At 63.8% G+C, this 22,061-nt stretch carries 24 protein-coding genes; 16 read left to right on the top strand and 8 right to left on the bottom strand.

The annotated features are described in order from the left end of the window. Position 1: 1 nt before the first annotated feature. The 13 genes from nuoI to ACV22W_RS23590 all read left to right on the top strand — a co-directional run bounded on the left by nuoI (position 2) and on the right by ACV22W_RS23590 (position 11,510). A complete protein-coding gene (gene nuoI, locus ACV22W_RS23650; RefSeq protein ID WP_011885529.1) occupies positions 2-490 on the top strand; it encodes an NADH-quinone oxidoreductase subunit NuoI in 489 nt (162 codons plus the stop codon). Between the two features lie 114 nt (positions 491-604). Then, complete coding sequence (locus tag ACV22W_RS23645) at positions 605-1,255, top strand: NADH-quinone oxidoreductase subunit J (RefSeq protein ID WP_059533200.1); 651 nt, start codon at positions 605-607, stop codon at positions 1,253-1,255. 18 nt (positions 1,256-1,273) lie between these two features. Then, on the top strand, positions 1,274-1,579 hold the full coding sequence (nuoK, locus tag ACV22W_RS23640; RefSeq protein ID WP_004185739.1) for an NADH-quinone oxidoreductase subunit NuoK: 306 nt from the start codon (positions 1,274-1,276) through the stop codon (positions 1,577-1,579). Positions 1,580-1,596: 17 nt separating this feature from the next. Beyond that, on the top strand, positions 1,597-3,651 hold the full coding sequence (gene nuoL / locus ACV22W_RS23635; protein ID WP_059533198.1) for an NADH-quinone oxidoreductase subunit L: 2,055 nt from the start codon (positions 1,597-1,599) through the stop codon (positions 3,649-3,651). 18 nt (positions 3,652-3,669) lie between these two features. Continuing rightward, positions 3,670-5,160, top strand: a complete 1,491-nt coding sequence (locus tag ACV22W_RS23630; protein ID WP_059533196.1) for an NADH-quinone oxidoreductase subunit M — start codon at positions 3,670-3,672, stop codon at positions 5,158-5,160. Between the two features lie 36 nt (positions 5,161-5,196). After that, positions 5,197-6,651, top strand: a complete 1,455-nt coding sequence (nuoN, locus tag ACV22W_RS23625; RefSeq protein ID WP_448022200.1) for an NADH-quinone oxidoreductase subunit NuoN — start codon at positions 5,197-5,199, stop codon at positions 6,649-6,651. Continuing rightward, the gene (locus ACV22W_RS23620) at positions 6,651-6,947 is read left to right on the top strand and encodes a DUF2818 family protein (RefSeq protein ID WP_059533192.1); all 297 of its coding nucleotides are present in this window, start codon (positions 6,651-6,653) and stop codon (positions 6,945-6,947) included. The genes nuoN and ACV22W_RS23620 overlap by 1 nt, the downstream gene beginning before the upstream one ends. Before the next feature lie 41 nt (positions 6,948-6,988). After that, complete coding sequence (locus ACV22W_RS23615) at positions 6,989-7,579, top strand: NUDIX domain-containing protein (protein ID WP_448022123.1); 591 nt, start codon at positions 6,989-6,991, stop codon at positions 7,577-7,579. A 135-nt stretch (positions 7,580-7,714) separates the two neighbouring features. Further along, a complete protein-coding gene (locus tag ACV22W_RS23610) occupies positions 7,715-8,137 on the top strand; it encodes a DUF1178 family protein (RefSeq protein WP_059600436.1) in 423 nt (140 codons plus the stop codon). A 54-nt stretch (positions 8,138-8,191) separates the two neighbouring features. Then, positions 8,192-9,388 carry an acyl-CoA dehydrogenase family protein gene (locus tag ACV22W_RS23605; protein ID WP_448022122.1) on the top strand — a complete coding sequence of 399 codons (1,197 nt, stop codon included), beginning with the start codon at positions 8,192-8,194 and terminating at the stop codon, positions 9,386-9,388. A 19-nt stretch (positions 9,389-9,407) separates the two neighbouring features. Continuing rightward, positions 9,408-10,541, top strand: a complete 1,134-nt coding sequence (locus ACV22W_RS23600; protein WP_448022120.1) for an acyl-CoA dehydrogenase family protein — start codon at positions 9,408-9,410, stop codon at positions 10,539-10,541. Positions 10,542-10,575: 34 nt separating this feature from the next. Then, positions 10,576-11,037, top strand: a complete 462-nt coding sequence (locus ACV22W_RS23595; protein WP_448022118.1) for a MaoC family dehydratase — start codon at positions 10,576-10,578, stop codon at positions 11,035-11,037. After that, complete coding sequence (locus ACV22W_RS23590) at positions 11,034-11,510, top strand: MaoC family dehydratase (RefSeq protein WP_448022116.1); 477 nt, start codon at positions 11,034-11,036, stop codon at positions 11,508-11,510. Before ACV22W_RS23595 ends, ACV22W_RS23590 begins: the two co-directional genes overlap by 4 nt. A 51-nt stretch (positions 11,511-11,561) precedes the next feature. Here the strand turns inward: ACV22W_RS23590 and ACV22W_RS23585 are convergent, their stop codons facing one another. Together ACV22W_RS23585 and ACV22W_RS23580 are read right to left on the bottom strand one after the other, a co-directional pair. Further along, positions 11,562-12,254, bottom strand: a complete 693-nt coding sequence (locus tag ACV22W_RS23585; protein WP_448022114.1) for a glutathione binding-like protein — start codon at positions 12,252-12,254, stop codon at positions 11,562-11,564. Positions 12,255-12,404: 150 nt separating this feature from the next. Beyond that, a complete protein-coding gene (locus ACV22W_RS23580) occupies positions 12,405-13,196 on the bottom strand; it encodes an oxepin-CoA hydrolase, alternative type (protein WP_448022112.1) in 792 nt (263 codons plus the stop codon). 210 nt (positions 13,197-13,406) lie between these two features. Between ACV22W_RS23580 and ACV22W_RS23575 the strand changes: the two genes are divergently transcribed. Beyond that, complete coding sequence (locus tag ACV22W_RS23575; protein ID WP_448022111.1) at positions 13,407-14,063, top strand: glutathione S-transferase family protein; 657 nt, start codon at positions 13,407-13,409, stop codon at positions 14,061-14,063. Between the two features lie 49 nt (positions 14,064-14,112). Here ACV22W_RS23575 and ACV22W_RS23570 read toward each other — a convergent pair whose 3' ends face one another. Together ACV22W_RS23570 and ACV22W_RS23565 are read right to left on the bottom strand one after the other, a co-directional pair. Beyond that, positions 14,113-15,285 (bottom strand): pyridoxal phosphate-dependent aminotransferase, encoded by a 1,173-nt coding sequence (locus ACV22W_RS23570; protein WP_448022109.1) that lies wholly within the window; start codon positions 15,283-15,285, stop codon positions 14,113-14,115. Between the two features lie 32 nt (positions 15,286-15,317). After that, complete coding sequence (locus tag ACV22W_RS23565) at positions 15,318-15,815, bottom strand: putative toxin-antitoxin system toxin component, PIN family (RefSeq protein ID WP_448022107.1); 498 nt, start codon at positions 15,813-15,815, stop codon at positions 15,318-15,320. Positions 15,816-15,872: 57 nt separating this feature from the next. Here ACV22W_RS23565 and yaaA point away from each other — a divergent pair, with 57 nt between their 5' ends. Together yaaA and ACV22W_RS23555 are read left to right on the top strand one after the other, a co-directional pair. Further along, entirely contained in the window at positions 15,873-16,655 is a 783-nt protein-coding gene (yaaA, locus tag ACV22W_RS23560; RefSeq protein ID WP_448022105.1) for a peroxide stress protein YaaA, read from the top strand. An 88-nt stretch (positions 16,656-16,743) separates the two neighbouring features. After that, positions 16,744-17,898 (top strand): M14 family metallopeptidase, encoded by a 1,155-nt coding sequence (locus tag ACV22W_RS23555; protein ID WP_448022103.1) that lies wholly within the window; start codon positions 16,744-16,746, stop codon positions 17,896-17,898. 82 nt (positions 17,899-17,980) lie between these two features. Here ACV22W_RS23555 and ACV22W_RS23550 read toward each other — a convergent pair whose 3' ends face one another. From ACV22W_RS23550 to ACV22W_RS23535, 4 genes are all read right to left on the bottom strand, one after another. Continuing rightward, positions 17,981-18,628, bottom strand: a complete 648-nt coding sequence (locus ACV22W_RS23550; RefSeq protein ID WP_448022101.1) for a BspC domain-containing protein — start codon at positions 18,626-18,628, stop codon at positions 17,981-17,983. A 136-nt stretch (positions 18,629-18,764) separates the two neighbouring features. After that, complete coding sequence (locus ACV22W_RS23545) at positions 18,765-19,439, bottom strand: energy-coupling factor ABC transporter permease (RefSeq protein WP_448022099.1); 675 nt, start codon at positions 19,437-19,439, stop codon at positions 18,765-18,767. Positions 19,440-19,514: 75 nt separating this feature from the next. After that, positions 19,515-20,351, bottom strand: coding sequence for a LuxR C-terminal-related transcriptional regulator (locus ACV22W_RS23540; RefSeq protein ID WP_448022097.1), 837 nt, complete (start codon positions 20,349-20,351; stop codon positions 19,515-19,517). 209 nt (positions 20,352-20,560) lie between these two features. Beyond that, positions 20,561-21,778: a DUF2863 family protein gene (locus ACV22W_RS23535; RefSeq protein ID WP_448022199.1), complete on the bottom strand. Its 1,218-nt coding sequence runs from the start codon at positions 21,776-21,778 to the stop codon at positions 20,561-20,563. Positions 21,779-22,061: the final 283 nt, after the last annotated feature.

Genomic DNA, 22,061 nt, shown 5'->3' with positions numbered 1-22,061 from the left:
CATGACGGCAATCCAACACTTCTTTAAGACCTTCTTCCTGACGGAGCTGCTGAAGGGGCTCGCGCTGACCGGTCGTTACACGTTCCGGCGCAAGTTCACCGTGCAGTTCCCGGAAGAGAAGACCCCGATTTCGCCGCGTTTCCGCGGGCTGCATGCGCTGCGCCGCTATGAAAACGGCGAAGAGCGCTGCATCGCGTGCAAGCTCTGCGAGGCCGTGTGCCCCGCGATGGCGATCACGATCGAGTCGGAAACGCGCGCGGACAACACGCGCCGCACGACGCGCTACGACATCGACCTGACGAAGTGCATCTTCTGCGGTTTCTGCGAGGAAAGCTGCCCGGTCGATTCGATCGTCGAGACGCAGATCCTCGAGTACCACGGCGAAAAGCGCGGCGACCTGTATTTCACGAAGGAAATGCTGCTCGCGGTGGGCGATCGCTACGAGAAGGACATCGCTGCGGCGAAGGCCGCCGACGCGCCGTATCGTTGATTGTGTTTGCAGTGCCGGCCCGGCATGAACGGGCCGAGCCGCCGCGACGGGTGCGGCACGCGAGAGCGTCCCGCAAGCCGCGCCTGACTATGGCCTAACGATGAACCGGTAATCATGGAATTCACGACCGTACTGTTCTACATCTTCGCGCTGCTCCTGGTGGTATCAGGGCTGAAGGTGATCACTTCGCGCAACCCGGTGGCGTCTGCGCTTTTCCTTGTGCTGGCGTTCTTCAACGCCGCCGCGATCTGGATGCTGCTGGAAGCGGAGTTCCTCGCGATCCTGCTGGTGCTGGTGTACGTGGGCGCCGTGATGGTGCTGTTCCTGTTCGTCGTGATGATGCTGGACATCAACATCGATTACCTGCGCCGCGACTTCAAGCGCTTCGTACCGATGGCGACCGTCGTCGGCGCGATCATCGTGGTCGAGACCGCGCTGATCCTGTGGCGCGGCTACGGCGACACGCACACGGTGCACGCGATGGCGACGGGCGCGATGGCCGACTGGTCGAACACGCGCCTGATCGGCAAGGTGATCTACACCGACTACATCTTCGCGTTCGAAATCGCCGGCCTGGTGCTGCTGGTCGCGATCATCGCCGCGATCGGGCTGACCGAGCGCAAGGGCAAGGACAGCAAGCGCCAGCGCGTGTCGGATCAGGTCAAGGTGCGCCGCAATGACCGCGTGCGCCTCGTGAAGATGGAAGCGGACAAGCCGCAGCCGGAAACGGCGCAGAGCGAAGCCGGTACGAGCACCAACGGCTAAGCGGAGGAAAAGAAAACCATGCTGACTCTTGCTCATTACCTCGTGCTCGGCGCGATCCTCTTTGCGATCGCGATCGTCGGGATCTTCCTGAACCGCCGCAACATCATCATCATCCTGATGGCGATCGAACTGATGCTGCTGGCGGTGAACACCAACTTCGTCGCGTTTTCCCACTACCTCGGCGACGTGCACGGCCAGATCTTCGTGTTCTTCGTGCTGACCGTCGCCGCAGCGGAAGCCGCGATCGGTCTCGCGATTCTGGTGACCCTGTTCCGCAAGCTCGACACGATCAATGTCGAGGATCTCGATCAGCTCAAAGGTTAATTTCAGGCAACGCTGTTATGTCAACGACACTCAATGAAAACCTGCTGCTGGCGATTCCGCTCGCTCCGCTGGCCGGCTCGCTGATTGCGGGGCTGTTCGGGAACGCAGTGGGGCGCAAGGGCGCACACCGGATCACGATCCTCGGCGTATTGATCGCGTTCCTCCTGTCGGCGAAAGTCTTCCTCGACGTGATGGGCGGCGCGAGCTTCAACGCGACCGTCTACGAATGGATGAACGTCGGCTCGCTGAAACTCGAAGTCGGCTTCCTCGTCGATTCGCTGACCGCGATGATGATGGTCGTCGTAACCTTCGTCTCGCTGATGGTGCACGTGTACACGATCGGCTACATGTCGGAAGAAGACGGCTACCAGCGCTTCTTCTCGTATATCTCGCTGTTCACGTTCTCGATGCTGATGCTCGTGATGAGCAACAACTTCCTGCAGCTGTTCTTCGGCTGGGAAGCGGTGGGTCTGGTGTCGTACCTGCTGATCGGCTTCTACTTCACGCGTGAGAGCGCGATCTACGCGAACATGAAGGCGTTCCTCGTGAACCGCGTGGGCGACTTCGGCTTCCTGCTGGGCATCGGCCTGCTGCTGGCGTTCGCGGGTTCGATGAACTACGGCGAAGTGTTCGCGAAGCGTGCCGAACTCGCGAGCCTGCACTTCCCGGGCACCGACTGGGGCCTGCTGACCGTCGCCTGTATCTGCCTGTTCATCGGCGCGATGGGTAAATCGGCGCAGTTCCCGCTGCACGTGTGGCTGCCCGACTCGATGGAAGGCCCGACCCCGATCTCCGCGCTGATTCACGCGGCGACGATGGTGACGGCCGGCATCTTCATGGTGTCGCGCATGTCGCCGCTGTTCGAACTGTCGGATACCGCGCTGTCGTTCATCACGGTGATCGGTGCGATCACGGCACTGTTCATGGGCTTCCTCGGCATCGTCCAGAACGACATCAAGCGTGTCGTCGCGTACTCGACGCTGTCGCAGCTCGGCTACATGACCGTCGCGCTCGGCGTGTCCGCTTACCCGGTCGCCGTATTCCACCTGATGACGCACGCGTTCTTCAAGGCGCTGCTGTTCCTCGGCGCCGGTTCGGTGATCATGGGCATGCACCACGACCAGGACATGCGCAACATGGGCGGCCTGCGCAAGTACATGCCGATCACGTGGATCACGTCGCTCGTCGGTTCGCTGGCGCTGATCGGTACGCCGTTCTTCTCGGGCTTCTACTCGAAGGACTCGATCATCGACGCGGTGAAGCTGTCGCACCTGCCGGGTTCGGGCTTCGCGTACTTCGCTGTCGTCGCGAGCGTGTTCGTCACGGCGCTGTACTCGTTCCGCATGTACTTCCTGGTGTTCCACGGCGAAGAGCGCTTCCGCAAGCCGAAGCATCCGGAATCGCCGATGGGCATGGCGGCCGCGCACGGCCACGACGATCACGGCCATGGCCACGGTCATGACGATCACGCGCACGAGCCGCACGAGACCCCGTGGGTCGTGTGGGTGCCGCTGGTCCTGCTGGCAATTCCGTCGGTGATCATCGGTGCGATCGCGATCGGCCCGATGCTGTTCGGCGACTTCTTCCAGCACGGCGTCGCGTTCGACAAGGTGATCTTCATCGGCGAAAACCATCCGGCACTGGCCGAGATGGCCGAAGAGTTCCACGGCTGGGTGGGCATGGGTCTGCACTCGGTGTCGGGCCTGCCGGTGTGGCTGGCGCTCGCCGGTGTCGTCGTCGCGTGGTTCCTGTACCTGAAGCGTCCGGAGCTGCCGGCGTCGATCCGCCGCGCGTTCGGTCCGATCTACACGCTGCTGGACAACAAGTACTACATGGACAAGATCAACGAAGTGGTGTTCGCCCGTGGTTCGGTGGCGATCGGCCGCGGCCTGTGGAAGGAAGGCGACGTCGTCGTGATCGATGGCCTCGTCAACGGCAGCGCGCGGTTCATCGGCTGGTTCGCCGGCGTGATCCGCTTCCTCCAATCCGGTTACATCTATCACTACGCGTTCGCCATGATCATCGGCATGCTGGGGCTCCTGACCCTGTTTGTAACGCTCGGCGGCAAATAAGGCGGGGGGACAACACTAATGCACGCTTTTCCGATTCTCAGTACCGCGATCTGGCTGCCGATCGTTTTCGGCCTCCTCGTGCTCGCGGTGGGTAACGACAAAAATCCGGGGACGGCCCGCTGGGTCGCGCTGATCGGTTCGCTGCTCGGCCTCGCGGTCACGATTCCGTTGATCACGGGCTTCGACTCGAGCACGGCTGCGCTGCAGTTCGTCGAGCAGTCGACCTGGATCGAACGCTTCGATATTTCGTACCACCTCGGCGTCGACGGCATCTCGATGTGGTTCGTCGTGCTGACCGCGTTGATCACCGTGATCGTCGTGATCGCCGCGTGGGAAGTGATCACCGAGAACGTCGCGCAGTACCTCGCGGCCTTCCTGATCCTGTCCGGGATCATGATCGGCGTGTTCTCGGCGGCTGACGGCCTGCTGTTCTACGTGTTCTTCGAGGCGACCCTGATCCCGATGTACATCATCATCGGTGTGTGGGGCGGCCCGAACCGCGTGTACGCGGCGTTCAAGTTCTTCCTGTACACGCTGGCCGGCTCGCTGCTGATGCTGGTCGCGCTGATCTACCTGTACACGCAGACGCATTCGTTCGACCTCGCGACGTGGCAGAACGCCAAGATCGCGATGACGCCGCAGATCCTGCTGTTCATTGCATTCTTCCTCGCGTTCGCGGTGAAGGTGCCGATGTGGCCGGTGCACACCTGGCTGCCGGACGCGCACGTGGAAGCGCCGACGGGCGGCTCGGTCGTGCTGGCGGCGATCATGCTGAAGCTCGGTGCGTACGGTTTCCTGCGTTTCTCGCTGCCGATCACGCCTGACGCAAGCCACTTCCTGGCACCGGTGGTGATCACGCTGTCGCTGATCGCGGTGATCTACATCGGCCTCGTCGCGATGGTGCAGGCCGACATGAAGAAGCTGGTCGCGTATTCGTCGATCGCGCACATGGGCTTCGTCACGCTCGGCTTCTTCATCTTCAACCAGCTCGGCGTCGAAGGCGCGATCGTCCAGATGATCTCGCACGGCTTCGTGTCGGGCGCGATGTTCCTGTGCATCGGCGTGCTGTACGACCGCGTGCACTCGCGCCAGATCGCCGATTACGGCGGCGTCGTGAACGTGATGCCGAAGTTCGCGGCATTCGCGATGCTGTTCTCGATGGCCAACTGCGGCCTGCCGGGTACCTCGGGTTTCGTCGGCGAATTCATGGTGATTCTCGCGGCTGTCCAGTACAACTTCTGGATCGCATTCGGCGCGGCATTCACGCTGATCCTCGGCGCCGCCTACACGCTGTGGATGTACAAGCGCGTGTACTTCGGCGCGGTCGCGAACGATCACGTTGCCAAGCTGAAGGACATCGGCCGTCGCGAATTCGTGATGCTGGCCGTGCTCGCCGCGTTCACGCTGCTGATGGGTCTGTATCCGAAGCCTTTCACCGACGTGATGCACGTTTCCGTGGAAAACCTCCTCTCCCACGTCGCGCAGTCGAAGCTGCCGCTGGCCCAGTAATCGCGAGCGGAGGAAATCAAGATCATGAACGCACCTATGAATGTCCTGTTGCCTGACGCGCTGGTGATGGTCGCCATCGTCGTCGCATGGCTGAACGACACCTTTACCGGTGCCGCTGGCCGCCGCCTGACCTATCTGATCGCGGTGGTTTCGTCGGTCGTCGCCGGCGTGTGGTTCGCGGTGCAGGCGCTGGACCCGCAGCAGTATTACTTCTTCTCGCGGATGGTCGTCGTCGACTCGTTCGCGAGCATGATGAAGGCCGTCGTGTCGCTGGGCTTCGCGGTCTCGCTCATTTATTCGCGCAAGTACCTCGAAGACCGCGACATGTTCCGCGGGGACGTGTTCCTGCTGGGCATGTTCTCGCTGCTCGGTCAGCTGGTGATGGTGTCGGGCAACAACTTCCTGACGCTGTACCTCGGCCTCGAACTGATGTCGCTGTCGCTGTACGCCGTCATCGCGCTGCGCCGCGATGCCGCGCAGTCGAGCGAAGCGGCGATGAAGTACTACGTGCTGGGCGCGCTTGCGTCGGGCTTCGTGCTGTACGGCATTTCGATGCTTTACGGCGCGACCGGCTCGCTCGAGCTGGGCGAGGTGTACAAGGCGGTCGGCGGCAACACCGACGCGGCCGTGCTGATGTTCGGCGTGGTCTTCATCGTCGCCGGTATCGCGTTCAAGCTCGGCGCCGTGCCGTTCCACATGTGGGTACCGGACGTCTACCAGGGTGCACCGACCGCGATGACGCTGTTCGTCGGCGGCGGCCCGAAGGTTGCCGCATTCGCGTGGGGTCTGCGCTTCCTGGTGATGGGCCTGCTGCCGCTCGCACAGAACTGGCAGACCGCGCTCGTGATCCTCGCCGCGCTGTCACTGATCGTCGGTAACATCACCGGTATCGTCCAGCGCAACATCAAGCGGATGCTCGCGTACTCGGCGATCTCGAACATGGGCTTCGTGCTGCTCGGCCTGCTCGCCGGCATCGTGAAGGGCGACGCGACCGCACCGGCGAACGCGTACAGCTCGGCGATGTTCTACGCGATCGTCTACCTGATCACGACGCTCGGCTCGTTCGGCGTGGTGATGCTGCTCGCACGCCGCGATTTCGAAGCGGAAACGATCGACGACTTCAAGGGCCTCAACAAGCGCAGCCCGGTGTTCGCGTTCGTGATGATGGTCATGATGTTCTCGCTGGCCGGTATCCCGCCGACCGTCGGCTTCTACGCGAAGCTCGCGGTGCTCGAGGCGACCGTCAACGCGGGTCTCACGTGGCTGGCCGTGCTGGCCGTGATCACGTCGCTGTTCGGCGCGTTCTACTACCTGCGCATCGTCAAGCTGATGTACTTCGATGCACCGCAGGATGCGACCCCGGTCACCGGCGATTTCTGCAAGCGCACCATCCTCGTGCTGAACGGTGTTGCAGTCGTGGTGCTCGGCCTGATCCCGAGCCCGCTGCTGACGGCCTGCCTGCAGGCGATCCGTCACACGCTGCCGCTGTAATGTCGGCAGCCGGCTGGTTCATCGTGTTGTTGGCGCTCGTATGCGCCAACGTGCCGTTCCTGAACCAACGCCTCTTCGCCGTCGTGCCGATCGGTGCGACGAAGAAGAACGCGTGGGTTCGGATCGGCGAGCTGATCGTGCTGTATTTCGTTGTCGGTGCGCTCGGCTTCTGGCTCGAGTCGCGCGCCGGCAACCGCTTCGAACAAGGCTGGCAGTTCTACGCGATCACGTTCAGTCTCTTCGTTGTGTTCGCGTTTCCCGGCTTTACGTTCCAGTATCTCGTCAAACGACGCTGACGGCTTCGGCCGTCGCGTGCTCAATCCTCCGGAGCCCGCCGATGGCCGAACTACCCAATCACGACGCCGCACTGACCGAAACCTGCCTCGAGAGCGAGGCGATTTTCGACGGCTCGTTCCTCAAGCTGAAGCGCGATACCGTTCGTTTGCCCGACGGCACGCAGGCCACGCGCGAATACGTCCAGCACCCCGGCGCGGTGATGGTGATCCCGCTGTTCGACGACGGCCGCGTGCTGATGGAAAGCCAGTATCGCTATCCGATCGGCAAGGTGATGGCCGAATTCCCCGCCGGCAAACTCGACCCTAACGAGGGAGCGCTTGCCTGCGCGGTGCGCGAACTGCGCGAGGAAACCGGCTACACGGCACGCGAATACGTGTTCCTGGCACGGATTCACCCGATCATTTCCTATTCGACCGAATTCATCGACCTGTATCTCGCGCGAGGCCTGACGGCCGGCGAGCGCAAGCTCGACGAAGGCGAATTCCTCGAGACCTTCACGGCGACGCTGCCCGACCTGCAGGAGTGGGTGCGCACCGGCCAGATCACCGACGTGAAGACGATCATCGGCACGATGTGGCTCGACAAGGTCCTGTCCGGCACCTGGCCGCTCGGCCCGGTCGAGAAGCCTTGACGCGTGTCAGCGGCGGGTGGGGCACCGCGTTACAATCCTGTGACGCAGCCGCTGTCCGGCCACGCGATCCTCGTTTAGCACGATCGTTCACAAAAGCGCGTTTTGCGCTACACTCGCCACACGCCCTGATTCAGCATGAAGGTCCTCGATTTACAGTGCCCGCACGGTCATCGGTTCGAAGGCTGGTTCGCTTCCGCCGATGAATTCGAAGCGCAGTTGTCCCGCAAGCTGGTCGAATGTCCGGTGTGCGGGACGACCGAGATCAACCGGATGCCGTCGGCGCCGCGCCTGAACCTGTCGGGCGCGACGCAGGCACAGCCGACCGATCCGCGCGCGCTGCAGGCGCAGGTGATGCGCGCGCTGCGCGAGGTGCTGGAGAAGACCGAGAACGTGGGCGAGCGCTTCGCCGAGGAAGCGCGGCGCATTCATTACAACGAGGCGCCGGCGCGCAGCATTCGTGGCGTCACGACGCCGGAGGATGCGCAATCCTTGGTCGAAGAAGGCATCGACGTGATGCCGCTGCCGATTCCTGCCGCGCTCAAAGAACCGCTGCAATGACGTACGCAGCGTGTCCTTGCCGGGCCGGACGGCCGCGGTCAGGAGACACTGCGCATGGACCTGGATTATTCCCCCGCCGACGACGCGTTCCGCGTCGACGTTCGCGCCTGGCTCGAGGCCAACCTGCCTCATGCACTGCGCGCCAAGGTACTCGATCACAAACGACTCGACCGCGAGGATTTCGCGAGCTGGCACCGAATTCTTGGCCAGCGCGGCTGGTCCGCGCCTGCGTGGCCGGCCGAATACGGCGGTCCGGACTGGAACGCGACGCAGCGCCACATCTGGGATGAGGAGTGTGCACGGATCGGCGCGCCGACCGTGCTGCCGTTCGGCGTATCGATGGTCGCGCCGGTGTTGATGAAATACGGCAGCGAAGCGCAGAAGCGCCACTATCTGCCGCGCATCCTGGACGGCACCGACTGGTGGTGCCAGGGTTATTCGGAGCCGGGCTCCGGGTCGGATCTCGCATCGCTGCGCACGCGTGCCGAACGTCACGGCGACCACTACGTCGTCAACGGCCAGAAGACGTGGACGACGCTGGGCCAGTACGCGGACATGATGTTCTGTCTCGTGCGCACAGATCCGGCGGCGAAGAAGCAGGAGGGCATCTCGTTCCTGCTGATCGACATGAAGACACCCGGCATCACGGTGCGCCCGATCATCACGCTCGATGAGGATCACGAAGTCAACGAGGTGTTCTTCGAGGACGTGAAGGTGCCCGCCGAGAATCTCGTCGGTGATGAAAACCGCGGCTGGACTTACGCGAAATACCTGTTGGGCCACGAGCGCACCGGCATCGCACGCGTCGGCGCGTCGAAGCGTGAGCTCGCATTCCTGAAACGCGTGGCGTCGAACCAGCGCAAGAACGGCAGACCGCTGCTCGCCGACCCGGTGTTTGCCGCGAAGGTCGCGGCGCTCGAAGTCGAACTGATGGCGCTCGAGGTGACGGTGCTGCGTGTCGTGAGCCGCGAGACGAGCGGCAAGGGGCCGGGCCCCGAGGCATCGATGTTGAAGATCAAGGGTACCGAGGTGCAGCAGGCGCTTACCGAGCTGATGTTCGAGGCGATCGGGCCGCTCGCCGCGCCGTTCGACGTCCCGTTCCTCGCGGGCGAACGCGAACACAGCAGCGCGGGAGACGACGATGCCGCGCCGCTCGCTGCCTACTACTTCAATTACCGAAAGACATCGATCTACGGCGGTTCGAACGAGATTCAGAAGAACATCATCGCGCAGATGATCCTGGGGCTGTGATCAGGGAACGGAGACAACCATGGATTTCAGCTTTACCGATGAGCAGCAACAGTTTGCCGACGCGCTGCGCCGTTATCTCGGCGAGCAATACGGTTTCGACGCGCGTCAGGTCATCGTGCGAAGCGATGCCGGCGTGTCGGAGGCGCAATGGAGCGCATTCGCGGAGCTCGGCCTGACCGCGCTGCCCGTGCCGGATGCACAGGGCGGCTTCGGCGGCGACCCGGTCGACATGCTGGTCGCGATGCAGGAACTCGGCCGTGCACTCGTGGTCGAGCCGTACTGGGCGACGGCGGTCGGCATCGAGGCGCTGCGTGTCGCCGGATCCGGCACGGGCGACGATGCCGCGCTGCTGGAAGCGGTTGCGCAAGGGCAGAAGCGCCTGGCCGTTGCATTCCACGAACCACGGGCACGCTACGACCTGTACGAACTCGATACGCACGCGCGCGATCACGGCGGCACGTATCGGCTGACCGGCACCAAGTCGGTCGTTCAGCACGGCGCCCAGGCGCATGCGTGGATCGTACCCGCGCGTGTCGATGGCGGCAGCATCGGCCTGTTTGTCGTCGAGCGCGATGCCGCGGGGGCGAAGCTCGTCGACTACCGGACGATCGACGGCCAGCGCGCCGCGACGATCGAGCTGCATGACACACCCGCGCGGCAGCTGACGGGCGGCGCACGCGATGCGGCCGCACTCGAGCAGATTGCCGATTACGCGACCTTCCTGCTCTGCGCGGAAGCGGTCGGCGCACTCGACGAACTGAATCGCGCGACGGTCGAATACACGAAGACGCGCGAACAGTTCGGCGTACCGATTGCACGTTTCCAGGCACTGCAGCACCGGATGGTCGACATGCTGATTCACGCGGAGCAGGCGCGCTCGCTGACTTATCTGGCCGCGGTGCGTTACGCGGGCGGCGATGCCGATGCGCGTCGCAAGGCGGTGTCGGCCGCGAAGGCGCGGGTCGGCACGGCTGCGCGCTTTGTCGGCCAGCAGGCGGTGCAACTGCACGGCGGCATGGGCGTGACCAATGAGGTTGCCGCCGCACACCTGTTCAAGCGGCTGTCGATCATCGAGACGACACTCGGCGACACCGATCATCATCTTGCGCGCATCGCGGCCCTGCCGGATTTCGCGCAGACCGACGCGGCATGACGGCGACGCGCGAGCGCGCCATGGGAGATAGACAGTGGGTATCAGTTTCGAAGATCTGGAAGTCGGCAGTACGACCGAAATCGGCCGCTATACGTTCGAATCGGACGACATCAAGGCGTTCGCGCAACGCTACGATCCGCAACCGTTCCATCTCGACGAGGAGGCTGGCAAGGCATCGCCGTTCGGCGGACTCGTTGCGAGCGGCTGGCATACGTGTTCGGTGTTCATGAGCCTGCTCATCAAGAAGCTGGGACCGGATTCGACCAGCATGGGCTCGCCCGGCATCGACTCGATCCGCTGGCTCAAGCCCGTGCGTGCCGGCGACACGATCACGATGTACCAGAAGGTCCACGACAAGCGCGTGTCGGCGAGCAAGCCCGATCGCGGCATCGTGTCGACGGAGTGGATCGGCGTCAACGAAGCCGGCGACACGGTGATCACCGTGCATACCAAGGTGATCTTCGGACTGCGTCATCCGCAAGGAGCGCGCGCATGACGGACGTGACATTGCCGCTGATCGCGTCGGCACATGCGCTGCATGAGCGCGTCGGCGCGGAGCCGCTCGCGAGCGGCTGGGTCGAGATCGACCAGCGTCGCGTCGATGGTTTTGCCGACGCCACCGGCGATCACCAGTGGATTCACGTCGATCCCGAGCGGGCGCGGCGCGAATCGCCGTTCGGCGGCCCGATCGCGCACGGATTCCTGACGCTATCGCTGATTCCCGCGCTGATGACCGATGCGATGCGTTTCGAGCAAAAGATGGGCGTGAACTACGGACTGAACCGCGTGCGCTTCCTGAAGCCGGTGCCGGTCGGTGCACGCGTGCGCGCGCTGTTCGCGGTGAAGGAAGCCGCGGAGGCCGCGCGGGGCGGCGTGCAGGTGACGTGGTCGGTGTCGATGCAGGTCGAGCGTCCGGACGTGCCGTTGCTCGTTTGCGCGGCGGAATTCATTACGCTGCACTACTTCTGATGCGCGCGGCGGCATCGACGGATGCCGCCGCGTCGCACGGCGCGTGGTGCGTCAGTGCTTTGCGTATTGCGTCGCGCCGAACAGCATTTCGCGTGCCTTGTCGTCCTGCAACGGCTTGCGCAGCGATGCGAGCACTTCGACACCGCGCTGCACGGCAGGACGCGCGGCAATCGTTTCGTGCCAGCGCTTCACGTTCGGCAGTTCGTCGAGCACGATGCCCTGGTTCTGCCATGAGCGCGTCCACGGGAACGTCGCGATGTCCGCGATCGTGTACGTGTCGCCGGCCAGATATTCGGATTCGCCGAGACGCTTTTCCATCACGTTGTACAGGCGCTTCGCTTCGTTCGTATAGCGATTGATCGCATAGTCGATCTTCTCCGGCGCGTACAGCCGGAAGTGGTGCGCCTGCCCGAGCATCGGGCCGACGCCGCCCATCTGGAACATCAGCCATTCGAGCGTCGCGTAGCGCTCGGCCGGCTCGGTCGGCAGAAACTTGCCGGTCTTTTCCGCCAGGTACACGAGGATCGCGCCCGATTCGAACAGCGAGATCGGCTTGCCGCCGGGGCCGTCCGCGTCGACGATCGCGGGGATTTTGTTGTTCGGGCTGATCTTCAGGAATTCGGGCTTGAACTGGTCGCCCGCGCCGATATCGACCGGATGCGCACGATATGCGAGGCCCGTTTCCTCGAGCATGATGTGTACCTTGTGGCCGTTCGGGGTCGCCCAGCTGTAGACGTCGATCATCGTCAACTCCTTTATTGCATGCGCGAAAACGGCGCCGGCGGGGCGCCGCGACAGGCGGTCATTAGAGCATGGATCGATGCGGGCTGCAGGCGACGCAAATGTGCGACCGGGCGCCTGCGCGTGCGTGTCGTCGCAGCGGCGGCGCGCGGATCAGCGCTTGTAGCGCGGCTGGCGTTTCTCGAGGAATGCGGTAATGCCTTCGAATGCATCCGCATGATGCAACGATGCGACGAAGTGATCGCGCTCGGTGCCCAGATGCGCATCGAGCGGCTGTGCGGTCGCATCGTCGAGCAGCGACTTGATGCGCGTGAGCGCGTTCGGCGAGATGCCGGCAAGCGAGTCAGCCCATGCGAGCGCGTCGGACAGCGCGGCACCGGGCACGGCGAGCCGATTGACGACGCCGAGCGCGTGCAGGCGGTCGGCCACGACGGGCTTGCCCTCGAACAGGATTTCGGCGGCGAGCGCACGCGGCAGTGCGCGCGCGAGGAACCACGAGCCGCCGCCGTCGGGCGTTAGGCCGACGCGTGCGTACGACATCACGAACTTCGCGTCGTGCGCGGCAACGATCAGGTCGCATGCGAGCGCGAGCGAAAAGCCCGCGCCGGCCGCCGCGCCTTCGACTGCCGCGATCACGGGCTTGGTTGTTGCGCGGATCGCCGTGATCCACGCGGCGAGCTGATCGATGCTGTCGGCCTGGTAGGACGGATCCTTCGAGCGGTTGTCGAGCAGCCGGTTCAGGTTGCCGCCCGCGCAAAAGAAACGATCGGCACCCGTGAGAACGACCGCGCGAATGGCGGGGTCGCGCTCGGCGGTAGCGAGCGCCTCGACGCCGGCCGCATACATGTCGGGATGCAGCGCGTTGCGTGCGCCGGGATTCGACAGCGTGAGGACGAGCGTCGATTCGCTCTGGGGCGGGCGCGAGGCCAGCAGTTCAGCACTCATGCGAGTGTGTCTCCATCGGATGGCGAGGCTGCGGCGCCGCATGCCACGCGGGCGCATACGCATGCCCGTGAGGGGGCTGCCGCAGCGGATGCATTGTTGTCGTGACGGACGCGAAACTGCTTTAGACTAGCACGAACGTGCTTTTCAGCGCGACGTATCCCGATGCCGCCGCCATCGCCGCGGCGCGCTTCAGCAACGAAGGAGACTCCGATGCTACAGCTGTGCGGTATTCCGTTGTCCAACTATTACAACAAGGTGAAGTTCGTCCTGCTCGAACATGACATCCCGTTCGAGGAGTCGGCATGCAGCCTGCCGATCAGCGATCCGGCACTGCTCGCCGATTCGCCGCTCGGCAAGATTCCGTTCTTGAAGACGGAAGAGGGCGCGCTGTTCGAATCGCAGGTGATCATCGAATATCTGGCGGCGCGTTATCCCGACAAGGCCATTTTTCCGGCCGCACCGTTCGCGGCCGCGAAGGTGCGCGAACTCGTCGAGACGCTCGAGCTGTATCTCGAATGGACCGCACGCGAGGTCTATACGGAAGCGTTTTTCGGCGGCAAGGTCAGCGACGGGATGAAGGCGCACGTCGAGAAGCGCCTTCCGCGCGCGATCGATGCGTTCAAGCGGATGACGCAGTTCTCGCCATACGTGCTCGGCGACACGTTCGGCCTCGCGGACATTGCTGCGGCGATCCATCTGCCGGTGATCGGAATGGCGACGAAGGCCATCTTCGGCCGCGATTTCCTGCTCGATGCCGGCATCGACTGGAAGGCGCACGCGAAGCTGGTCGGCGAGCGGCCGGTCGCGCAGCGCGTGGCGGCCGATCGCAAGGCCTATGTCGAGGCGACGAGCGCCGCGCGTTCGTAAGCGCGGCGCGGGCGCGGTGTCGTACCGTGCCCGGCTGCCCATGCAGGACTTACAGGCGTGCGAGCCGTTCGAGTGCGGATGCGAGCGTGCTTTCCTGTTTCGCAAAGCAGAAGCGCACGACGCCCGATTCGTGCGGCTCGTGATAGAACGCAGACACGGGAATCGCCGCCACGCCGATCTCCGACGTGAGCCACTTCGAGAATTCCGCTTCGGGCAGGTCGCTGATCGCCGAATAGTCGACGCACTGGAAGTACGTGCCGGGGCATGGCAGCAGCTTGAAGCGCGTGCGCTCGAGGCCGGCGCGGAAGAAGTCGCGCTTCTTCTGGTAGAAATCGGGCAGTGTCAGGTACGGTGCCGGATCGCGCAGGTAGTCGGCGAGCCCGATCTGCATCGGCGTGTTCACCGTGAACACGTTGAATTGATGGACCTTGCGGAACTCCGCGGTCAGCGCGGCAGGCGCCGCGACATAGCCAACCTTCCAGCCCGTCACATGGTAGGTCTTCCCGAAGCTCGACACGATGAAGCTGCGCGCGGCCAGCTCCGGGTAGCGCGCGACGCTTTCGTGTCGCGCACCGTCGTAGACCATGTGTTCGTACACCTCATCCGACAGGATCAGCACGTTGGTGCCGCGCACGATCTCCTCGAGCTTGCGCATGTCGGTCTCGCGCCACACGGTGCCGGTCGGGTTGTGCGGCGTGTTGATCATGATCATCCGCGTTTTCGGCGTGATCGCGGCGGCGAGCCGATCGAACGGAATCGCATAGTCGGGCGCTTCCAGCGTAACGAATACGGGCTTGCCGCCGGCGAGCTCGATCGACGGCAGATAGCTGTCGTAGGTCGGTTCGACGACGATCACCTCGTCACCCGGATGGACCGCGCACAGGATCGCCGTCAGCAGGGCCTGCGTCGCGCCGGCGGTGACCGTGATCTCGGTGGCCGGATCGTAGCGCCGGCCGTAGACCTGCGCGATCTTGTCAGCGATCGCGTCTCGCAACGGCGCGACGCCGGCCATCGGCGGATACTGGTTGTGACCGTTGCGCATTGCGGCCGCGACCGCGTCGACGATGCGCGGGTCGCAGTCGAAATCCGGAAAGCCCTGGCCTAGGTTCACGGCGCCTTTCTCGGCGGCGAGCGCGCTCATGACCGTGAAGATCGTTGTGCCGACGTTCGGCAGGCGCGAGGGAAAAACGGGAGTCGTAGGCATGTCGGAAGGAGCGTTCATCGATACGGTCGCAAGCGGGTGGCGGCGGGCCTTCAGGCCGGCGTGGTAGGGGTGGCCAATGCGGCATCGAGCGCGCAGGCTTCGGTAAATGGCGCGGGCTGCGCGATCCGGAAGCCGAAGTCGCGCGCGGTGCGCTTCGCGAGCTTGAGCAGCGCACGGTCCTTCGACACGAGCCAGTCAACCTGCGCGGCGCGCGCGAGCTCGAGAAATTTCTGGTCGTCGCGGTCCTTGCACTTCGGCAGGGGTGGCGCGTCGGCGTCGACGGGTGGCGGCTCGACGAGGCTGGTCAGGCGGGCGACAGTCGCGAGCGCTTCGGCCTTGTCGATGGCGCGTGCCTGAAATTGCGGATAGTCGAGCACGAGCTCGAGTTCGTTCAGACAGCGGCCGTCGATTACGGCGGCAAGCGTGCCGCGCTCGAGCGCAGCCCGGATCGGGCGTGTGGCAGGGTCGTCGAATACGAGTATGTCGATCCAGACGTTCGAGTCGAGCACGACGCGATGTGCGGCATGCGGGGCGAGAGAGCGGGTCATTCGTTACAATCGGTGGTTTTCGTCTGACCGCAAGGCACGGCGTGCCAGCGAGCCTCTATGATAATCGTTCTCTCCCCAGCCAAATCCCTCGACTACGATACGCCCGCCCACGTCCCGTCTTACACGAAGCCTGCATTCGTCGACGATGCGTCGGAACTGATCGACGGCCTGCGCAAGTTGTCGCCGCAGGACATCTCGACGCTGATGGACATCTCCGACGCGCTCGCGCGGCTGAACTTCCAGCGCTATGCGGACTGGTCGCCGACCTTCACGACGGCCAACGCGAAGCAGGCAGTGCTCGCGTTCAATGGCGACGTATACGAAGGGTTCGATGCCAAATCGCTGTCGGCCGCCGATCTCGACTATGCGCAGCAGCACGTGCGCGTGCTGTCGGGCCTGTACGGGCTGCTGCGTCCGCTCGACCTGCTGCAGCCGTATCGGCTCGAGATGGGTACCCGTTTCGCGAACGCGCGCGGCAAGGATCTGTATGCGTTCTGGGGCGACCGGATTACACGCGCGCTGAACGAGCAGCTCGAGACGCGTAGCGGCGCGGGGCGCGTGCTGGTCAACTGCGCGTCGACCGAGTACTTCAAGTCGGTCAAACCGAAACTATTGGCCGCTCCGATCGTCACGCCGGTGTTCGAGGACTGGAAGGGCGGCCGCTACAAGATCATCAGCTTCCATGCGAAACGCGCCCGTGGCCTGATGGCGCGTTACATTGTCGAGAATCGCATCGCCGAACCGGCGGCGCTGAAGGATTTCGCGGTGGAAGACTACGCGTTCGATGCCGCTGCGTCGAACGATTCGACTTACGTATATCGCCGGCGAATCGGCGAGTGACCAAGCCGGCCGTTCACGAGACGGCCCGCGCATGCATGAGGCCGGACACGCGGCAAACCGCCGGTTCCGGTCGACACTGGAGAGATAGATGACCCTTTCGATCACCAGCAATTTCGACGCGGGCGCCATCGACGTCGTGTCGTGCGACAGCCCCGACGCGATCCGGCTGCGCGTACGCGGCGACAACCGCTCGGAATTCGCCCAGTGGTTCTACTTCCGCCTGACGGGCGCACGCGGTGAGCGGTGCGTGATGTCGTTCGAGAATGCGGCCGAATGCGCGTATCCGTCGGGATGGCGTAGCTACAGCGCGGTCGCGAGCTACGACCGTGTCGACTGGTTCCGTGTGCCGACGACGTTCGACGGCAAGACGATGATCATCGACCATACGCCCGAGTTCGACAGCATCTACTACGCGTATTTCGAACCGTACTCGGAGGAGCGTCATGCGGCGTTCCTCGGCGCGGTCCAGCAATTGCCGCAGGCGAACGTCGTCGAGCTCGGTCGAACGGTGGAAGGCCGTCCGATGTCGCTGCTGACGCTCGGTACGCCGGAAGTCGACGGCGCACCGAAGAAGAAGGTATGGATCATCGCGCGCCAGCACCCGGGCGAGACGATGGCCGAGTGGTTCGTCGAAGGGCTCGTCAAGCGACTTGCCGGGTGGGGCGACTGGTCAGGCGATCCGGTGGCGCGCAAGCTGTACGACCGAGCGACGTTCTATATCGTTCCGAACATGAATCCGGACGGCAGCGTGCACGGCAACCTGCGCACCAACGCGGCGGGCGCGAACCTGAACCGCGAGTGGATGGCGCCCGATGCCGAGCGCAGCCCCGAAGTGATGGCCGTGCGCGATGCGATCCATTCGATCGGCTGCGACATGTTCTTCGACATTCACGGTGACGAGGATCTGCCGTACGTGTTCGTCGCGGGTTCGGAGATGCTGCCGAGCTTCACGGAGCAGCAGGGCAAGGAGCAGACGGCATTCATCGATGCATTCAAGGTCGCGAGCCCGGATTTCCAGACTGAGCACGGTTATGCGGCGAGCAAGTACAAGGAGGACGCGCTCAAGCTCGCGTCGAAGTACATCGGTCATCAGTTCGGCTGTCTGTCTCTTACGCTCGAGATGCCGTTCAAGGACAATGCGAACCTTCCGGACGAGCGGGTCGGCTGGAATGGCGAGCGGAGCGCTGCGCTCGGCGCGGCGATGCTGGCGGCAATCCTGGTGCACGTCGAGACGTTCGCGTAAGCGTACCGTCGTCGATATGAAAAAGCCGGCGCATCGTGCGATGCGCCGGCTTTTTTGCTTCTGTCGCTGCCGCTCCGTCGGATCAGGACTTCTTCGCCGTTTTCTTCCTCACGGCTTTCTTCTGGCCGCTTGATTTCTGCGTTGCGACGGCTTTCTTGCCGGTGCGGCCGGATGCCTTGACCTTGCCGCGGTGCGACTTGCCCTTGAACTTCTTCGTCGACGACGACGGACGCTCGACGCGCGGCTTCAATGGCGGCACCGGATCGTTCCAGCTGAACGCCAGCATTTGCTGCCCGACATAGCCGCAGCGGAATTTCAGCGGCGTCGGGTCGCTGCCGTCGCTGTGGACGCCGAGGCCGTCCACGGTGACGATGTTGTCGACCTTCACGCGCTGCTTGCCCTGATCGAACGAATCGTTCCACGGCGTGATCGTCGCGTTGCCGCTTTCGAACGCGTTCGGCGCGAAGTCGACGCGGTCGAAGGCCGTCGATGTGCTGGCGATGAAGCTGCCGTGCGCCGCACAATCGGCGACGATCGGATCGGCATGCATCTCGTTGACGAATTTGTTGATCAGTTCGGATCGCTGGTCGAGGAGGTCGGCGAATACCGGTGCCGGAAGCGCAAGCGACAGGCCCGCGACACAGGCTGCCAGCTTGCCGAACGCCCGGAAGATCCGTAGCGAGGCAGAAGAGCTGTCCATCTGATTATTGGTGAGGAGCGAATGAGACATCGGGCACGTATAGATGCCCGATGAAGAACAGGAGTTCAATCTTAGCGTAAAAAAGTTGTGCGGCAGTAGATGTCGCACTCTCCCGCGCTGCGGAAGCGGATCGTCATGCGCGCCGATCGCTCCGGGACCAGCGTGTTCAGGCGCGCGGGCCGCCGAGGCGATAGCGCCGAACGTCGAACGTCGTGACCCACGCCGGACGATAGACGGCGATGAGCGCAGTGGCCATGCCGGTGAACCACGCTTCGCCGAGCGCGAGCAGCGCGGTGTTCAGCAGATAGCCGGCGGGAATGACGACGGGCACGCCGTCCGCGAGAGCGAGCTGGACACCGGCCGCGGCCGCGGCGACTGCGACGATTGCGATGGCCGGTGACAGGAATCCCTGACCGGTGATGAACGACGCGAGATTGTGCGGGAGCCACGCGATCGCGGCGCGTTGCAGCAACGCGGACACGGCGACCGGTAGCGCGCCGTAGATCAGATAGGTGACGCCGATGCCTTGCCACGGCGCATCGAAGACGATCGCGGCGACGGCCGTGACGGCACCCATCGCAAGTAGCGCAAGCGTCCAGTCGAACAGCGTGACGAGCAGCGTCGCGCCGAGCAGGTGCATGACGATACCGTCTTCGAGCCACGCATTCGAGGCCCAGAGCACCGTGATCGCTGTGACGAGCGCGAGCCATACGTGCTGGAGCGTCGCGTCCTGAAGACGGACGAAGGGACGCTTCCAGAGCGCGAGCGCGAGCAGCGCCACGGTGGCGATCCAGCCACCGATGCCAACCCAGAGCGGAAGCGGTGTGAAAAGAAAACCCATGCGTCCATATTACTCGTTGAGCATCAAAGGTGGGAATTCGCACATGTCGACCGTCGCAATATCGATACTGTCCGATCAGCGCTCGCGGCGAAATCGCGCTGGCGGTTCGGCCGCGAGCGGCAGGTCCCGGGTGTCTGTGTTTGCGGCGGGCAGCGGGTATGGACGGTCGGTCCGTTGCATGCGCAGCGGAACCGGGCCGCGTTCGCCGATGACGGGCTTGTTTGCACGATCACGGTTTGCCAGCAACACCTCGAGATGCGGCGACAGCCACCCGTTGTAGATCGCGACTGCGGCCGCGCGGTTTGCCGCGCCCAGCTGCTGGAAGATGCTGGCGAGATGGATTTTCACGGTGCCTTCGCTGATGCCGAGTGTGCGAGCGATCATCTTGTTGGTGCTGCCCATATGGACGAACCGCATGATCTGCGCCTGCCTCGGCGACAGGAGGCCACTTGGCGGGCGGCGCGGCAGCGATCCGGCGAGCGTCTGGAAATGGGCATCGTGGCGCACCGCGGCAGCTGAGGGCAGCAGGCTGAGTGCGATGGGCGGGATGTAATGGCCGCCCAACAGAACCATTTCGAGTGCCCGCACGATCAGATGCGGCCTCGTGGAGTGCGGGATCACACCCGCGACGCCATAATTGTAGAAGCGCTGGATGGCTTCCGGCGTTGATTCGTCGATCAGTACCGCGGCGGGTGTCGGTGAGCAGGCGCTGCAGAGTGCCTGGAGTTCGCAGAGGCGGCCGACGTCCAGCCAGTCGATGGCAACAAGGTCGAAGCGCTGGGTGCGCAGCAGCCGGCGCGCCTGGAAACCATCGGGCGCATCGTTGATGCTGGCATGACGGTCGATCTGCCGCAGCAGGGCCTTCAGTCCGTCACGCCGTTCGGCGTCTGAGTTCAGCACCAGGAACCGCATATTCAACCTCCGTAAGGTGAGTCATTGAGCTGCCGTTGGCATGCGTTGGATCCGATAATGACAAAAACCTTACAAGAAGTCTGCTTGGCTGAAAGGCTTAGGAGAAGTCCGAAACTGCGAGTGAGTGAAATTAGGACGAGAAAAAAGCCGCTCCGGCTGGAACCGGGAGCGGCTTCGTCGGGCAGGTGTCGCGGGCCTGCGATGTACGATCAGTGAAAGTGCGGTTGGGCGGGCGATGCGTCTTCTGGCATTTCCGCGTGGACGATTTCGCCGAGCGGATCCGCATAGAGCGGCACGCCGCAGTCGTCGCAATATTCCGGGTCGAAGCGGCCCGCATGCCGGCGGACGTCGGTTACGCCGCATTCCTTCAGCAGACTTACGATCTCCTCGAGCGGCCCTTCGATTGGTGCTTCGCCTTCGAGCGTCGCGCTGTCGATCGAGACGTCGCCGTTTTCGCGGCCGTAGAGCGGCCATACGACGCCATAGATGACGTCGTTGCTGGCGCGTCGCGTGAAGCCGACACGATACTCGTCGATCCGTCGCTCGCCGAAGCCTGCGACCACGGCGCGCAGCTCTTGCGGTGCCGTACCAAGTGTGTCGAAAAGATAACGGATAGCCGTTCGGACCGTGTGCGGACGGATGCGCTCGTCCGCATCACGGCAGGCCGAATAGTATGCGTCCGGGAGGAGGCATTCGAACTCGCAGCCGGGGAGGGCAATCGACAGGTTCGGACCGCCTTGCGCGGTCCATTGTTCGAGACACTGACCGCGTTCGATCCGATTGCCATGCTCTTCTTCCTGCCAGCGGAACAGCGGTGCGCCGGCTGGAGCGGCGACGACGGCGAGAAGGAAGCGCGGGTCGGCCAGGATCGGCGAGGTTTCGGGCAAGTCGCCGAAGCTGAGCTTGGCGGCGTGCTGGCCGAGCGCCGCGTGCGCGAGCTGCTGGGCGAGCCGATAGGTCTCGACGTGGTGGCGCGGCAGTTGATCGATGCTGTACAGGAACGGGGCCAGACCGACCAGCGTGCCGGTGGCGAGCACGTGCGCCTGCAAGTGCGTGCGCAATGCGTCGGCGGCGTCGCCTTTCAGCGGGCCCGACGGAATCATGTAGCGCGTCCAGGCAAGAACGGGAACGGCGACCAGCAGCGCATCGTACGGCTGGCCGTCGTGCTCGATCACCATCGATTCACTATGCGTCTCGGCCATGTCGGCGAGCGCGCCATAGGCATCAGGATGGTTCTGCTGCAGATGGTCGAGTGCCGCATCGAGCGTGGTCTGGTTGCCGTTGCGAACGATCTTGGCGAGTAGCGCATCGAGCTTCGCTTCCCAGAAGCGATCCTCGATGCGGCTGCCCGAGGCGAAGAGCGCAAGCGACAGGCCGACCAGTTTGTCGGCGTCGGGGGGGAGGCGTTTGGCGATTCGCTGGCGCATATTAAATACGTATAGAAAGGGGCGAAGAACCTCACATTCTAGTCCGTTCTTTGCGCCATAAGCGGTCTCGTGCTCGGACATGGCCGGAAGGCCGAATCGGCGGGGATGAAGAAAAATCCATCAAACCCTTGCGCGATTGCCAGGAGCTGCTTAGAATCACGCCTCTTTCGCGCTAACGGCAACGCGGCGCGGAGGAAGAAGGGAAGCGGTGCGCTCGAGTATGGGTTGTAGAACCCCGGCGCACACGAAGTTGAGCCCCCGCCGTCGCAACGAAGTAGTTCAA

The sequence above is a fragment of the Burkholderia sp. AW49-1 genome (assembly GCF_053427845.1).
The sequence above is the reverse complement of the archived record's forward strand: the minus strand, read 5'-3'. Positions and strand labels throughout refer to the sequence as shown.